The organism is Paraburkholderia sp. BL6669N2 (assembly GCF_003387275.1).
Classification (GTDB): Bacteria; Pseudomonadota; Gammaproteobacteria; order Burkholderiales; family Burkholderiaceae; genus Paraburkholderia.
In genome coordinates, this window is record NZ_QUNA01000002.1 from 160720 (window position 1) to 175681 (window position 14962).

The window sequence follows — 14962 nt, forward strand, 5'->3', positions numbered from 1 at the left end:
GATGGCAAACGTGGAAGGCGAGTCTCACGGCGCCGCGCGACTGGACGCCGCTATCCCGCTGGACGGTTACGTGGCTCCATGCGAACACGCATCCATTCACGCAGCGCGGCTGCGGTACCGGAGCCGCATTTCCGGACAGAGCCTCAGCTATTTCCAGGAAAAGCCTGCGGGAGCCGATAGGCAGGCATGCGATTGCAGCCGGGCCACTTCAGTGGGGGCGAAGCTGCGCCCACTGGGCGGCGACAATTATCTCGGCCGGTCGTTGACGATTGGTTTGGCCGGTGGTGAGGGGTCGCAGGCGGCGTAGCCGCCGGAGACGACGAACCACCGGCGGCGCCGCGTCGGCGGGGCAATAGGATGGCTGATCGATTCCTAAAGAAGAAGCGATCAGCTCATGTCTGGAACCCGCATTACCGACCAACAGGTTCGCCTTTACATGAACAAGCGCAAACACCATCCGCAGGAAGTCGCGGCCGCCAAGGCTGGAATAAGCGTGCGTAGCGCACGCCGCATCGAGCGTGACGCGACTCTGCCATCCCAGAAGCCCCGGCGGTCCTGGCGCACCCGTCCCGACCCGTTCGCCGATGTTTGGGACAGCGAGATCATGCCGCTACTGCGTAACGCCCCCCATCTGATGGGCATCACAATCCTGCGCAAGCTGCAGGAGGATCACCCGGAGCGCTATCCCGACGGCATGCGCCGCACGCTGGAGCGGCGCATTCATCAATGGCGGGCACTTGAAGGCCCCAGTCAGGAGATCTTCTTCCCCCAGGAGCATCAGCCCGGCGTGCGCGGGCTGTCGGACTTCACCGATATGAGCAAGCTGTGCGTGACGATTGGCGGCGCACCGTTCGAGCACCGGCTGTATCACTTCGTGCTGGCGTTCTCACGCTGGGAGTACGCCTGCGTGGTGGAGGGCGGTGAGAGTTTCGAGGCCCTCGCAACCGGATTGCAGAACGCCCTGTGGCAGGCGGGAGGTTGCCCGCGCGAGCATCGCACCGACAGCCTGTCGGCCGCCTTCAAGAACCTGAGCGAGAAGGAGGACTTCACGACCCGTTACAAGGCGCTGCTCGATCACTACGACATGCAGGGCACGCGCAACAATCGCGGTCTGGGTCATGAGAACGGGAGTGTCGAATCCTCGCACCGGTATCTGAAGGATGCGGTCGATCAGGCCTTGATGCTTCGTGGCCATCGCGACTTCGCTGATCGTGCCGCCTACGATGAATTCATCCGCGAGCAGGTGATGCGTCGAAACCGGCGCAACGCAGCCGCGTTCCGTATCGAGCGCCAGCAGCTTCAGGATCTGCCGGAGTACCGTACCACCGACTTCGTCGAGGAGGAGGCTCCTGTGACCCGCTGCAGCACGTTCACGGTGCGCGGCATCCTCTACAGTGCGCCGTCGCGCCTGATTGGTCACCGGCTAAAGGTGCGCGTCTACGGCGACCGGCTCGACTGCTACCTGTCTGGCGTGCTGGTGCACAGCACCGCACGGGGCTCCCGTGCCCACGACAACCGTCACGCGCTTGATTACCGCCACTTCATTGGCTCCCTGAAGCGCAAACCGCAGGCATTCAAGGGGCTCGCGTTTCGTGACGCACTGTTCCCGCGCGAGGCCTACCGCCGGACCTGGGAACAACTCGACGCCCGCCTGTCGCAACGCGAAGCATGCAAGACGATGGTTGGCCTGCTTGAACTCGCCGGCCTGCACGGCGTGGAGGCCGTACTGGCCGGACAGCTTGACGTATTGCTGGAAGCCGGCAAGCTGCCCGATCTCAAGGCGCTGCGTGAGCAGTACGCACCCCGTGAGGCCTCGTGTCCTGAGGTGGAGGTTCAGATGCCGCCCGTTGCCGTCTATGACGAACTGCTCGAGGAGATGGCAGCATGAACGCGCCCGCACATGATGGTGGCCGCCTGGCCCTGATGCTCAACGAGCTGCGCTTGCCAACGATCGGCAGGTTGTGGCCCGAGTTCGCCGAGCGCTCGGATAAGGAAGGCTGGCAGGCCACGCGACTGCTTGGCGCACTGCTTGAGCACGAGCTGGCTGAGCGCGCCAAACGACGCATCGAGCGGCACCGCACCGAGTCGCAGATGGACCCGACCAAGACGCTCGCCACCTTCGACTTCAGCGCCGTGCCAATGGTGTCGAAGGCCCATGTCACGGCGCTGGCCACTGGCGAGTCATGGCTGGAGAAAGGCGCCACGGTCCTTCTGTTCGGGCCACCCGGACACGAGACATAATGCTCACCTCCCTATGTTATTGAAGATCAATGGATAGTTGATTCGGGTCAGCTGATTGCGGACCCTCGATGGCACTTCTTGCTGTGATAAACGTTTCGACATCGACGCGCCGTAAAATCCACGGTGCGCCAAGACACGCCTGCGTGGCAGGCAATCGCTTGATGCGGATCAGCCGGAAGACGGTCGGTGTACTGATGCCTAATAGCGCCGCGACTTCCGTCACATTCAGCTCATTGCGCTCTTGCCGCTCTCCCTCGCGATAAGCGGCTATCGCATGGTCTTTGCGCAAGATACAAATTCGCGCCGCTGTCCATGAAAGCCCTTTCGCCGTGCGTTTGCCTAAACGATTAACGACAGCAGCGATGCCTTGGTCTGCAAGCGTTCTCGCCAAGGCTCGAACGATGTCGATCGTTTCGACGTCAGTGGCCCAGCGATGTTGACCGGTCCGGTTCGTTTCAAATTCGAGCTCGGTGTGATCGCCCCCTTGCCAGTGTAGGAGCGCCCGGATGGTGTGGTCCTGCTTGGTGACGACAATCTCTTTGAGCACGGTGCGCAAGATACGTTTCTTGATCTCGATGGCACTGGCAGGGTGATTCCACAACCTGGGCAGGTCAGTTCCTAATCTCATGAGCTCGTCGCGCGCGGTGGCGCTGAGTGAGTCTGCAGGCTGCTCGCGCAGCGCATCCAGTTCGCACTGCCGCTGCGCTTGTGTTGCCAACGCGTCGTTCCACCGACGCTCAAGCTCGGAGGCTACCAGCCGGTTATCGGGATCGATCGCATCGTACTGCCGACGCGCCCGAGCAGCTTCATAACGTGCCTGTTCGAGCGCCAGTTCCTTGTGCCGGACTCGCTCATCCTCACTCAGGCGCTTGCGCTCAATGGCGTCCAGCGATGCGCGAATGCCCAATGGTTCAAGTCGGTGTAGAACTTCCTCAGCGACGCGTTGGTCTACGCGCACCGCACCGAACGAGATGCAGCGTGGGCCGCCATGATTGATCATGCTGCCCTGACAGCTATAGCGGCCGATGTCGCCCTTGGTGCCTGAATACGCGACGTGCAGTTTGCGACCGCAATGGCCGCAGCGGATGAGACCGGCCAACAGCAAACCGCCGCGTTTGACCGCACCCCGAACCATGTTGCCCTTCATGTTGGCGTTGTCGGTGATCAATTTGCGATTGCTCTCGTACTCGTCCCAGCTAATGTATCCCGCGTGGTGTTCGACGATCAAGACCTGCCATTCTTCGCGATTGACGTGGGTGCCGCTGTACAGCCGCTTGCGACCGCTCTCAATGCGCACAATCGTCTTGGTCTTGCCGAATGCGTATGCCCCGCCGTAGGTGGGATTCGTCAGGACATGCCACAGGGTGTTATAGACCGGTAGTTTCCAGACAATATAACGGCCCTCCGGGCCATAGCTTGCCGCCGGTAGCTCAATGCGCTCCTGTCGAAACCAGATTAAAACCTGCCTCACACTACCAAACTCGCGAAACTTCCGAAACACCAGATCGAGCGCTTCACGAATACGTAGATCCGGATCCTTCTCGATGCGGTTGTTCGGAACACGCATGTAGCCAATCGGTGCGGTCATGAACAACTCCCCGCGCTTGGCCTTCTGATCCAGCGCGGCTTGGGAGCGTTGACGAAACGTCGAGAGTTCCATCTCGGATAACGTGCCCTTCATGCCCAGCAGCAGGCGGTCGTTAGGCTCGCGCGGATCATATACACCATCTTCATCCACCAGGATCGTTCCGACGAGCCGACAGAATTCGAGCAACGTGTGCCAGTCACGCCCGTTGCGCGCGAGCCGGGACGCTTCGATACAGAATACTGCGCCCACCGCGCCGCTACAAAGGGCGGCCAGCAAGCGCTCGAAGCCGGGCCGATGGATACCCGAGCCCGAGCGGCCCAGGTCGTCATCGATGACCGTCACCTCAGGCCAGCCGAGCACGCGGGCACGATCGGCGAGTCCATACTGACGTAACTGGCTCTCACGATTATGCTGCACCTGGTCCAGCGTCGACTGACGAACGTAGACATAGGCGAGGCGCGAGAGATGCTCAGCGCGGATCTTGTTCATCGCGCACCTCCATCTCGATTGCATCGATCACCGACTGCATCAACAGTGTCAACTGCGCCACTACGTCCGCTAACACCTCTGCGGGCAGAGGTCCTTCCTCGCTGCTCCCCTCGAACAGATCGTGCTGCACCATCACCTGTTTGCGCATCACCGTATCCCCTGTGCGTTGACAACACTGAAGAAGATAAAGCGGCGCTGACCAGGCGTTGAAGTTCGATCAACGCCCCGTGCGGTAATTCCGGCTGCACAACGATAGACATGCGAGTTGCTGCTTCGCCGGTCATCCACGGCGGAAGATGAGCGCGAGTGCCATCGGGTTGCATGATGATCAGGTACGACTCGCCTCGATAGCGATTCATTCCAATGACATTAACGCGCTCGCCGAAGCGCGGGTGAAACGGATAGCGGACAACGACATCGTCGCAATGATGATGGGCAGTGTGTTGCAGGTTCGCCTGGGGTCGGGAAAAGCCATCTAGGTTCGGCCATCGGGCACGCCCTGATCGACGTCGGATACCGCGTGCTGTTCACGCGCACCAGCGAACTCGTCCAGAAGCTGCAGGCGGCACGCCAGAGCCTGCAGTTGCCTTCTGCGCTGGCCAAGCTCGACCGCTTCGATCTCATCGTCCTTGATGACCTGTCATACGCGCGCAAGGACCAGGCCGAGACCAGCGTGCTGTTCGAACTGATTGCCGAGAGGTACGAGCGTAAAAGTCTTCTGATAACGGCCAATCAACCGTTCTCGGGCTGGAATGACGTGTTCCCTGACCCCGGCATGACGGTCGCCGCCATCGACCGGCTCGTGCATCACTCGACGATCTTCGAACTGAATGTGGAAAGCTATCGCCGTCGAAAGGCCAGCGACAAACAGAGCGCGCGCCGGCGACAACTACCCGACGACAATTACGATGGAGGCGCGACAACTATGAATTAGCCATCGACAACTACACCCGTTGACCGGCCAAAATAGTTGTCGCTGACCGGCCGCGCTGCTTGACGCTGTCTAGCCCACATTTTGCAAGGACTACACGCATGGAAGCTGACCACCAGGATGGGATGCTTGAGACCCGGCTGGTGCTGGTGCGTGGCCAGGTGCAAGGCATCGGCTATCGGGAAGCCTGCGTATGCCATGCCCAGGCGTTAGGCGTCACCGGCTGGGTACGTAACCGCATGGACGGTTCGGCGGAGGTGATGCTGCAGGGTTCGCCGCAGCAGCTTGCCAACATGTGCACGTGGCTAAGCGAGGGCATGTCCGCAGCGTTGGTCGACGAGCTTCAAGTGACCGAGGTGCCGCTGCCGTTTACCCGCTTTGACCAGTTTGAGCGATTGCCCACGCTGTAAAGGCGAGCAATTCGCCACAGCGGAAGATGTCGGGTTTTCCACCTGCAGGCTGTCGGGTAGCGCCATCATTGATACCCAGACGACGTCGGGAACTCTAATGCCAAAGGGCCGGGTCGTCACCGCCACTGACATGGCGGCCAGATGATGACCTGTCTGCCCGGTCAGTTGGCAAATGACGTCCGTACGCGCTATCTGGCGTCTCGCCGAGGGGCGTGAATTCAACACCCTCTCGCAACGCTCGTCCAACTCGTACCATTCTTGCCAGCCAGATTCCGCCCTGGTGGTCAGACGACGCCACGCGGCGACCAATCCGTCGCGTTCGGAAAGTGGGCGCGTCCATAAGAGCTCCTCTCCGGGAAGCGACTTGGGCGGATACCCTCCCGTGGCGATTTATCAATTAGTATGTGCACACTGCACCGTTAACACCACTTTCATAGCCGTTGCCGGGCCGGCGGCTGAAAGACTTGGGCACGGTCATTGCGATTCCTTCGTAAACGTTCTGCGTCGCGTCTCGCCATGTCAACAGTTCTGCTTGTCGACGATGAGTCGGATAACCTGTGGGTACTTCAGCTTCTTTTGGAAGAGCGTGGACACCACGTACTCTCCGCAGAAGATGGGGACGTGGCGCTGCGAAAAGCTGCCCGCCACGTTCCGGAACTGATTGTTACCGACTGGGAGATGCCCGGCATGAGCGGGGTCGAACTGTGCGAACGTCTGAAGCTCTATCCGGCGCTTGCCCAGATTCCGGTGGTGATGGTTTCCGCCCGTGCTCCCCCGGAAGGAGAGGTGAAAATCTGGAACGCCTTTCTGCGCAAACCCATCGACCTGGATAGTTTTGACGCAACTGTGAGTTCGTTCCTGGCCAAACGGCTAAGGGATTTATCGAGACGCTCATTCCCTTCGGACCGCGCGATGTCCCGATGGCAGCCAATCTGCTCGAAGTGCTGGCCGTAGCAGATTTGCAGCTGGTCGCGTGGGATATATTTATGGCGCAGTGGAAGACAACGTCTCGCCAATGTCTCGCTCGTCATGACCCGTGAGAGCTGCGGGTTCTATGCCCTCATACCGCGAGCGCTGGTTAATGTCTCGCAACGTTCGACCGCGGCAACCTTGCTTGGTCACACATACGCAGCGCCATTCGACCTCACGCCAAGGGACTGAGCACGCTCTTTGTCTATCGCGGTGACATCGTGATGGCGCGCACTGCTCGCGCAGATAATGTGCCGATGATGAACTTATTCGATTGGAGGGGCATGCCCAAGCTCCGTCCACCGTGTTCTGAGACGACTGTCCGTGCCGATATCTCGTCACGGGGACAGTAACGTGACAACGCCCTGCACCGGCACCATCCTGTCGGGTTGGCATCAGACCGGGCGTGCTTCGTCGTGCGCGAGCATGTCAGCAACGGTCCCCAGCTGGCTGGGTGCGGGCCGTGGGTGGAATGTGTCCGCATCGAAACGGGACAGGTGCGTGAACAGCGTGTTGAACTGAGGGCCACGCAGGCGAACTGACGCTGGACACCCCACCGACGCAGGCGACACGGTGATCCGGCTGTGGAGCAACCTGCCTGACGAAGTGGATGCGCCCGAGATCGCCCGGCTCTACCGCAAGCGCTGGCGCATCGAAGGCATGTTCCAGCGGCTCGAATGGCTTTGTCAAATTGACGGCGTGGGTACGTACCAGTACAGCATGAGTAGGATGCCTGTTGATTATTGATCGATACCGGTCGACTCGGTGACGGTCCATTGGGACCAGTTGGCCAGCCGGGCCTGCAGTTGCGTCGATGATCGCCTGCGCTCATCCGGTGACGTGGCAACGCGAAGTGCTGGCGGATCGGGCCGAAGCAGGACAGAAAGCGTTGTGCCCGACGCGGGTCGCGGAATCCTTGCATCTGGCGCTCACGCCGGCGCGTCGGCTGGTGGCTGTTCTCCGCCCGGTTGTTGATTCTCGCGGCCGCTCGCACGAAGACGTGCTTCACGCCGGCTAGCTGTGGCACCTCGGCCTTTGCCGCCGGGTAGCTGCGCAACTGGTCGGTGACAATCTTCCGGGGTACCGGGTAAGAGCGCAGCACCTTTCTGAAGAAGCGCCTCGCCGCTGTCTTGTCGCGGTGCCTTTGCAGCAGCACGTCCAGTTCGATGCCGTGTTCATGCACCGCACGCCACAGGACACAGGGCCCGCCGCGCAGTTTCACGAACAGCTCATCGAGATGCCACGTCGAGCCCGGTCGTGGCCGGACTGCTTTCGCCCGGCAGGCGAACGTTGCACCAAACCGGTCGCACCAGTTGCGCACCGACTCGTAGCTAACCTCGACGCCACGCTCGAGCAGCAGTTCCTCGATGTCGCGCAGGCTCAGGTTGAATCGATGGTACCAGCGTACCGCCCAACTGATGACCGCGGCCGGAAAACGGAAGCCGTGATATGGCGAGGGAGTCTTCTTCATTTCGCCATTCTACCCAGCGACTCCTTCAATTTGACAATGCCAAAAATTGGCATGGCCGTGGCACGCGCGTTGCGCGCCTCGGAGTATCACTCTTCAGGACAGGAGAGGACCATGACAATCCATGACCCTAAAATACGGCCTCAGACGGGCGGTGCCGGTGCGAACATTGTCGGCGATCGAGTGGGTACAGGGCCCGGGCCGGACGTGATGACTGCGTCGACCCTGGATGGCAACAAGGTGGTCTCATCGGATGGAGCAGAGATTGGCAAAATATCCGACATCATGCTTGACGTGCGCAGCGGTCGTGTCGCCTATGCGGTGCTCTCGGAAGGTGGCTTCCTTGGCGTCGGCAGCACCTTGCACGCGATCCCGTGGAGCGCGCTGACACTGGACACAGATGAGAAGTGCTTCTTTGTCGACATAACGGCCGAAGAGGTCAGAAATGAGCCTGGTTTCGACAAGGACCACTGGCCATCCATGGCGGACGTGCAATGGGGCGCCACGGTTCATCGGTACTACAACCGGGACCCGTACTGGTGGGCGCCCCGCGCTGTGAGCGAAGAAAACCTGACCGACATTTAAGATGTTTTATCGCAGACTGCCACCATGCGAAGCTGCCGCCGCCTGCCGAACGGCCGTACAGGCAGACCCAGTGCATCGGGCGTTGCTTCGTGCACGGAGGAAACCATGACGAATCATCGAAAGAAACAGACGCGCGACGTAGGCCGCCCCGAGGATAACAATGAGCGACGGCGACCAGAAGACGCGCCGAACGCCTCCGGCTCGCCGGCGCCAGACAGCGCTGCCCCTGTCCTGCGGTCAGAGGACGATGAACTGCTCGATGAAGATGCGCCGAAATAGAAGCGACGCTGCGGAACTCGTGGCGAGACAGGGGCGCAAGCGGCGGCCCTGTGCTTCGCAAGGGGCATACCTCGGCGTACGGACCCGTTGCAGCACGTAGGCGGAAGTCCGGCCATCGGGTTCTGCGGCCAGTAAATTCTCGCCCGGCAGGACCACCGCCCGGACACTACCCGCTATCAGCAGCGCAACTTTCTGTATCAGGTTAATGCTAGTTTTCTTCTCGCATCGCCGCAGTGAAAGTGATACCGAGCAGCAACCCTTCCGGTGAGATGAAACGAGTGACCGTCTGCCCCCAAGGTTCTGTCTTGGACTTGACGAGCATCCGATATCCTCGCGACTCAAGCTCCGCTGTTGCTTTCTCGACGCTCTCCACATCGAACTCGAGCCAGGCTTGCGGAACAGGGATGACGTCGGGCCAGGCCTCCTTGCCAAAGCAGGACTGGGCCGCCTGAGAAAGAGGCCACAGGGCAAAGCTCTTTGCGCCATCGAGACCTTCCGTATGAAGGTAACCGCCGCTCTCCTCCTTGAAGGGGATACCACGGCTCTCGCAGTAGAGTTCGCGACTTGCGTCCGCATCACGGACGATGGGGCCAAAGCCCGCGACGAACAGAATTTTGATGTTCCCGATGCGTTCCATGTCATCTCCTCTTCAGGCAATCCACGAAGTTCCTGGTAAATGTGACCCTTATATCCGCAGACCTTCACCCTGCTTTCGGGGGCGGCGTTGAATCCGTTCAAGCTCCGCACGAGCTGGATAATTTGCGCGTTCGTATCGCCCCCCGCGAAGCGAGCGTGCGCATTACTCGAATTCGCCGCAGCAACGTCCCTGACCGACCTGCTCGTATCTATTCGCTGTCCGCCCTGACGACAAACAAACGGTACTTCAGCTTCATGCGGGGCGTCGTTCAATTGTCCGAACTGGCCCTCGCCCGGTTAAGAGCCGCTCCGTTGGATAGAGCCGCGCATCCACGGCTCGGACCTTCACTTTCTCGAGCACAATTTAACCGCGACGGCTTGAACTCGCGCCCCGGCCAGGGAACCACGACGTCAAATTTCAACCACGGCGAGAAGCGCTGGCGCGTCGCCGATGACACGACTCTGGTGCCCTTTGCCCGTCGTGTCCTCAAGCAGGATGGCGCTTCCCGCCGCGACACGTCGTCGCTCACCGTCACTGGCCTCAAACTCAACTTCCCCGCTGAGGATAAATCCCCACATGCGCATGGGTGAAGGATGAAGGTCGCCGACCCATCCGCTGGGCGCGTGCAAAAATCCGTGGCGGGTCGCTGCCGCGAAATCCGACACGTCAAAGGATTCAGCGGGGGGCGCGAAGTTGCGGGTGACCAGTAGGAGGTTTACCGACCCAAAATGACTTTCGCCAATCGAGTCTGAAAACAGTCGTGAAAATGTCAGCGCAAGCGCCATGGGGCTCTCCTTTTCGCGGCCTATGTTCCAGTCGGCGGTCGACGTAACCCGTCAGTTTGGAATCTCAGACGCTTGAGTTACGCAGCGCTTTGCAAGACGTCGGCCACACAACGTTCGGATTGAGTGTCCCGCCCGCCGGCACCGGCGTCAAGACGAGGCGACGTAGCAGCGAGGGCATCGTGCCAGCATGGCGAAACAGGCGCGCAGAGGTGTGCCCTCACCCGATAAGCGGTTTCACGCATGAACCCGTCCGAATAATCCTCGGAGTTTGCACACACTCCCATTCGCCACCGCGTGCGCCAAGGCTTAAATTGACGGGCAGGCGGTGACGAAACCGCCGCTCACGCGGAAAGAGTGACGCCGGAGACCAGCGAGCGGACCCATATTGCGTGACTGGCCATGAACGCACTAATCGTCACGAGAGGTTGCAATGCGACGTGCATATCATTATCGGGGCTTCGAGGCGACCATTGAAGTCGAGTCGGTGCCGGCTGTTATTGTCGCGGGCTCGGTGGTCGCGTCGGGAGGTCTTGTGGTGAAGGTTACTGTGCGACACCCGCCGTCCGGACGTGAGTTTCCCCCAGCCCAGCTCCTGGACGAAGGCGAACCGACGTTCGCCACCGAAGCTGAAGCCCTGATGGCAGGGTTTGGTGCCGCCCAACGGCTCATTGATGACGCGCTTGCAGAACGATGATGGCCGGATACTTCGTCGTGCGTCCCAGCCACGTCGTAGCCCGCGCGCTGGGGCTGTTAGATGGGTAAAAGCGGCGTCGGATTTTCTAGCCCCTCGTGTCACAGGCACACGAGTTATCCGCAGTACCCGAGCGAAGCTCTTTCAATTTCTGTGGCGCATCACTCAGAATATTCGCGCAAAGACGTGGCACCCCGTGCCCGAAGCCGTTGGTTGACTCACGGCCGTTGTCAGAACGCGGCTAGCGTACCGTTTCAAATACGACAATTGTCTCTATCGAGACGAGTGAAGGCGCAAAAGTGAACAATGCCGCGCCGTCTACCAGGAGCACCGGTGTGGTCCGCTTCAGCCTGAGAGCAGAGACTCGAATTGTTCAAGTGATAGCGGCTTCAGAAGCTGGCCATCGAAGCACGACATGTCGAAGCGCTCGGGGACGTCATCATACGCGGTCATTGAGAAGATGCGCCGGGACGCATATTTCTCGGATGCACGGAGCCGCAGGCACAACTCGTGGCCGCTAATGTCGGGCAGTCCAATGTCCACGAGAATGAAATCGAAAGCGCCGTCACCGCAGGCCGCAACCAATGCGTCAGCACCGGAATACGCTTTCGTCACAGCATGCCCCATCGAGCATGCGACGTCAGCCAGCAGGTCAGTTGTAGCGCTGTAGTCGTCAACAAGAAGAACATTCATCGGACATCACTCCAACATGCAGAACACGTGAGGGCCGTCGCCTCACCTTGCGATGTCATGCAATTCTGTGCCGCGATTAACACGTACGCGGAGTACCGTCGCATCCATGCTCGCGCCCAAGGTGCTTACCCGTCCTGGAATTCGCAGCAACGTCGGGCGTCTCCTCGTCGCGCGAGAACTGTACTCGACGCATCGAAGCATTTTCCAGCAAAACCTCGGCCACATAGCGAATATGAACACTACGCTGGTCGCACAACAATCATGTCGACATGGCGGCTCAGTGTGTGACTTTGGCGTATGTTGATTGTTGCTGCGCTCAAGGCCGCGCCGAAAGCGGCCACAGTCGCGCCGAAGGAAACCGATTCGCCCAGGCGAACCTAACCGAGCACTGCCAGTAGCTTGATAAAATTGCGTTTGGCGCGATAGATCTGTCGGATTGACTCGAGTTCATCGCCAAACTGCGCATGCTCGTTCAGTTGCGCCCGCAGTCTCCCGATGGTCCGCACAATGCCGAACGCCTCCTCATAACGGGCATTACGCGTTCCACTTTCGGCGGCGATGGGCAGCAGGCGGTGATACAGCGCGATGGCGTCGTGCGGACAGGTCTTTGCGCGAATGGATGCCATCGTTGCCCACATCGTTGTCGCGACCGGACCGCCACAGAACGTCTTCCATGCCGTGTCATTCTCGCGCCCGGTGAGAAAGATTTTGACCAGCTCGGTTCGCGTCGGCATCTGCCATGAGCTGCGCTTCGCTTTGGTCGGCGCCTCTTCAGCACGAACAAGACTCCACAGATGATTGAGCGCGCGCTCGCGCGTCATGTCGTGCTGGCCCGTCGCGCTGGCGACGTCCATCAATGCGGCGAACGCTTCGGCACCCGGGCGCATCCCGAAACGCTGCCACGCGAGCACGTCAGCCTTCTCGAATTCGCTGCGCCGCAGGTTCCCCTGGATGCAGAAGTCGAGCAGACGTTGGTCCACGTTCTTTCCCGATTCCGTGAGGCCGCGTTCGGCCCACGCAAGACCTTCGTCGTAACGCTCATGCTTCACGCAAAACTCTGCGACCAGCAAAAAACGGTAGGGACTCGACAGGTCCTTTGACCGGATGCGAACCAGTGCGTCCACATCGCCGTCGAGGTCGGCCAGCGCCTCCATCGCGCGTTCCAGTCGCATGCGTAGCGGGTCGAACGACCGGCGAAATTCATTGCTCGGCGCAAGCGCCGGCAGGCCGTCCCATCCGTTTTCTACAAGCATGCGGTACCGATGAATCCCAAGGTCGCCCAGCGGCTCGGCGTAAGCCGGCAACACATCGTAGAAGGTATCCCACACGCCTTCGGTCTGTAACCGGAACAGTCGCTCGGCGAGCCTGGTTGGGTCCGGGTGGGTCTGTCGACAGGCTTCGAGATGCACGGCGACAAGCTCCATGATGGCCGGCATCACATCGCCCCCGGAGTCATCAATCTGCTCGAGACTTGCTTCGGCGCCGGCAATCGCCAGTTCCGCAAGCTCGACCACCTGGGTGGCCTGAGGACCGTCGAGCCGCTGTCGCAGCATGTCCGCGAGCGCCATCAGGCCGTCGCCGTACGCGCCGGCTTCGCGCCAGTCGAGCGGCCGCGAAATGCGCGTCGCCTGTCGTACCGCGGTCTTCATGCCTGGAAGGTCACTGGCGTTCGCCGCACGCGCTGCGAACAGCAGCCTGTCGCGCAGCGCCATGTCGCGCTCGACCGCTTCCAGCAGCAAGTCGCGCACGGCTTCCGCATTCAGCGTCGCAACATATTCACGAATCTGCTCCTCGTACGTCTTGCGCTTTTTACGAGGCTTTGCCGGCTCTGACTCATCGGCATGAAACACGTCCGCGCCGGTATTCTCGAGCCACGACAGGGCGACCGCGACCGCGTGCTTGCAGAAGATACCGTCCTCACCGACCGGACAGTCGCATTCGTAGGTCAGCTCGCCGTCGTCGCCCACGCCAAGCTCGACGCTGTACCTGTGCGTGCCACGTACGTTCGCGCGAAGAACACCATCGCGCTCTTCGAGGCGCGAAACGGCGCCCTCGTGGAAATACGCCTTGCCGCGCCCGAACGTTTTCGTGTCTGCGAGCGACTGGATTTCGGCGAGGGTAATGACGTCGTGAAGTGGTGACTGGCTGGACATGGCGTACGTTTGAGATATGCGAGAAGGATGCACGAGCCAATAGACTGTGTCACGAATCCGCAAACCAACGGCCACCCCAAAGGCGGCTGTCGCATGAGAAATTGCCTGGCTCTGCAGGAGGAGTCCGATTCCGGGAGGGACCAGGCGCGCCCGTTGGTACGACGTCTTTCCTTGAGCGATACGACAGATACAAGCAGTCGACGAGCACTACCAGCACGGTCTGTCAGCGCCCCAGGCGTAACGCTCCCGTAGAGCGTCGGCACGCACAATCCGGACCCTGTGGACGTCGACGAACGAGCGGAATCACCGGCGACGTGGAGTCAGGTCAAGAGAACCGTTCATCCACCCTCACGCCGTCTCCACGACTTACGCGTCGGATTTCCATGGCCATGAGGGGTAGACTCGCCCGCTGCTCTCGACGCTCTCCCGTTGGTCCTCGGCTTGTCCGCCATTGCGCTCGACATCGCTAGCGCTCGGAGCCTCGTCCGCCTGCAAGCTCCCGGAACTGCCATCGGTCGAATCAGTGCACACGTCCTCGCCGGCTTTCAGCGGCGGCAGGCCCGCGCCGAACCACGGAACTTCGCCCCGTAACGCAGCGACATACGCCCGCCATCCCTCCGCGTTGCCGGCAAACAGGCTCCGTCGAACAGTGGAAGCAAGACGCCTGCGATTCAGCTCAGGCTCAAGCAGTTCCCGCGGCCATGCGAAGAAGGCGTCTGACACTCGCTGAACAAACTGCTCTGCTGTCATCCGCGGCGATACCTGTTCCAGGAGCGGGAGGCCTCCAAGCGGGTCGTGCGCTTCGGCCAGTTCGCGTACGGTCTTGTGGCCATCACCGCATTTCAGGAGACGGTTTGCGACCTCCAGTACGTCTCCAAGGTGAAGCAACAAGGCACGGCGCTCGAATGCATCATTCATCTGCTCATTTCTCCCCTACGTGAGTCGAAGCACGATTCTAGCTCGCCGGTCGCGTAGCGCCGTGAGACGAACGACGTTCGCGTTGCCTCGAGTGGAAAAGATTCAGACTTCTCCGCGGAACTGCC

General features: G+C 60.6%; 16 protein-coding genes and 2 pseudogenes. 10 read left to right on the forward strand and 8 right to left on the reverse strand.

Features of this window, described 5'->3' with window-relative positions; all coding sequences use genetic code 11:
- Positions 1-394: 394 nt before the first annotated feature.
- Both istA and B0G80_RS23290 read left to right on the forward strand, forming a co-directional pair.
- Positions 395-1888 (forward strand): IS21 family transposase, encoded by a 1494-nt coding sequence (istA, locus tag B0G80_RS23285; protein ID WP_116120046.1) that lies wholly within the window; start codon positions 395-397, stop codon positions 1886-1888.
- Positions 1885-2241: an ATP-binding protein gene (locus B0G80_RS23290; protein WP_309568775.1), complete on the forward strand. Its 357-nt coding sequence runs from the start codon at positions 1885-1887 to the stop codon at positions 2239-2241. Before istA ends, B0G80_RS23290 begins: the two co-directional genes overlap by 4 nt.
- Positions 2242-2257: 16 nt before the next feature.
- On the opposite strand, the gene B0G80_RS23295 is transcribed toward B0G80_RS23290, so the two are convergent.
- Positions 2258-4318 carry a recombinase family protein gene (locus B0G80_RS23295; protein WP_116116778.1) on the reverse strand — a complete coding sequence of 687 codons (2061 nt, stop codon included), beginning with the start codon at positions 4316-4318 and terminating at the stop codon, positions 2258-2260.
- A complete protein-coding gene (locus B0G80_RS46010; RefSeq protein ID WP_181919892.1) occupies positions 4299-4466 on the reverse strand; it encodes a hypothetical protein in 168 nt (55 codons plus the stop codon). Before B0G80_RS46010 ends, B0G80_RS23295 begins: the two co-directional genes overlap by 20 nt.
- A gap of 148 nt (positions 4467-4614) precedes the next feature.
- Here B0G80_RS46010 and B0G80_RS47830 point away from each other — a divergent pair, with 148 nt between their 5' ends.
- The 5 genes and pseudogenes from B0G80_RS47830 to B0G80_RS23315 all read left to right on the forward strand — a co-directional run bounded on the left by B0G80_RS47830 (position 4615) and on the right by B0G80_RS23315 (position 7375).
- Entirely contained in the window at positions 4615-4797 is a 183-nt protein-coding gene (locus B0G80_RS47830) for a hypothetical protein (protein ID WP_309568776.1), read from the forward strand.
- Positions 4767-5252: pseudogene (locus B0G80_RS23300) on the forward strand (ATP-binding protein); the annotation flags it as partial. The gene B0G80_RS47830 and the pseudogene B0G80_RS23300, both read left to right, overlap by 31 nt.
- A gap of 98 nt (positions 5253-5350) precedes the next feature.
- A complete protein-coding gene (locus tag B0G80_RS23305) occupies positions 5351-5659 on the forward strand; it encodes an acylphosphatase (protein WP_116120048.1) in 309 nt (102 codons plus the stop codon).
- Between the two features lie 516 nt (positions 5660-6175).
- Positions 6176-6613 carry a PleD family two-component system response regulator gene (locus tag B0G80_RS23310; RefSeq protein WP_116120049.1) on the forward strand — a complete coding sequence of 146 codons (438 nt, stop codon included), beginning with the start codon at positions 6176-6178 and terminating at the stop codon, positions 6611-6613.
- Between the two features lie 588 nt (positions 6614-7201).
- The gene (locus B0G80_RS23315) at positions 7202-7375 is read left to right on the forward strand and encodes a transposase (protein WP_116120052.1); all 174 of its coding nucleotides are present in this window, start codon (positions 7202-7204) and stop codon (positions 7373-7375) included.
- A 61-nt stretch (positions 7376-7436) separates the two neighbouring features.
- Here B0G80_RS23315 and B0G80_RS23320 read toward each other — a convergent pair.
- A pseudogene (locus B0G80_RS23320) lies at positions 7437-8099 on the reverse strand (IS6 family transposase); the annotation flags it as partial.
- A 111-nt stretch (positions 8100-8210) separates the two neighbouring features.
- On the opposite strand from B0G80_RS23320, the gene B0G80_RS23325 reads away from it, so the two are divergent.
- Together B0G80_RS23325 and B0G80_RS46435 are read left to right on the forward strand one after the other, a co-directional pair.
- On the forward strand, positions 8211-8681 hold the full coding sequence (locus B0G80_RS23325) for a PRC-barrel domain-containing protein (protein ID WP_116120054.1): 471 nt from the start codon (positions 8211-8213) through the stop codon (positions 8679-8681).
- Between the two features lie 105 nt (positions 8682-8786).
- Positions 8787-8960 (forward strand): hypothetical protein, encoded by a 174-nt coding sequence (locus B0G80_RS46435; RefSeq protein WP_166678936.1) that lies wholly within the window; start codon positions 8787-8789, stop codon positions 8958-8960.
- 208 nt (positions 8961-9168) lie between these two features.
- On the opposite strand, the gene B0G80_RS23330 is transcribed toward B0G80_RS46435, so the two are convergent.
- Both B0G80_RS23330 and B0G80_RS23335 read right to left on the reverse strand, forming a co-directional pair.
- A complete protein-coding gene (locus B0G80_RS23330) occupies positions 9169-9597 on the reverse strand; it encodes a VOC family protein (RefSeq protein ID WP_116120056.1) in 429 nt (142 codons plus the stop codon).
- A 410-nt stretch (positions 9598-10007) separates the two neighbouring features.
- The gene (locus tag B0G80_RS23335) at positions 10008-10382 is read right to left on the reverse strand and encodes a cupin domain-containing protein (RefSeq protein ID WP_116120058.1); all 375 of its coding nucleotides are present in this window, start codon (positions 10380-10382) and stop codon (positions 10008-10010) included.
- 430 nt (positions 10383-10812) lie between these two features.
- Between B0G80_RS23335 and B0G80_RS23340 the strand changes: the two genes are divergently transcribed.
- Positions 10813-11076 (forward strand): hypothetical protein, encoded by a 264-nt coding sequence (locus B0G80_RS23340; RefSeq protein ID WP_116120060.1) that lies wholly within the window; start codon positions 10813-10815, stop codon positions 11074-11076.
- 342 nt (positions 11077-11418) lie between these two features.
- Here the strand turns inward: B0G80_RS23340 and B0G80_RS23345 are convergent, their stop codons facing one another.
- The 3 genes from B0G80_RS23345 to B0G80_RS23355 all read right to left on the reverse strand — a co-directional run bounded on the left by B0G80_RS23345 (position 11419) and on the right by B0G80_RS23355 (position 14837).
- Positions 11419-11766: a response regulator gene (locus tag B0G80_RS23345; RefSeq protein ID WP_106286009.1), complete on the reverse strand. Its 348-nt coding sequence runs from the start codon at positions 11764-11766 to the stop codon at positions 11419-11421.
- A gap of 377 nt (positions 11767-12143) precedes the next feature.
- Positions 12144-13919: an SWIM zinc finger domain-containing protein gene (locus B0G80_RS23350; protein ID WP_116120062.1), complete on the reverse strand. Its 1776-nt coding sequence runs from the start codon at positions 13917-13919 to the stop codon at positions 12144-12146.
- A gap of 366 nt (positions 13920-14285) precedes the next feature.
- Entirely contained in the window at positions 14286-14837 is a 552-nt protein-coding gene (locus tag B0G80_RS23355; protein WP_116120064.1) for a hypothetical protein, read from the reverse strand.
- Positions 14838-14962 lie beyond the last annotated feature (125 nt).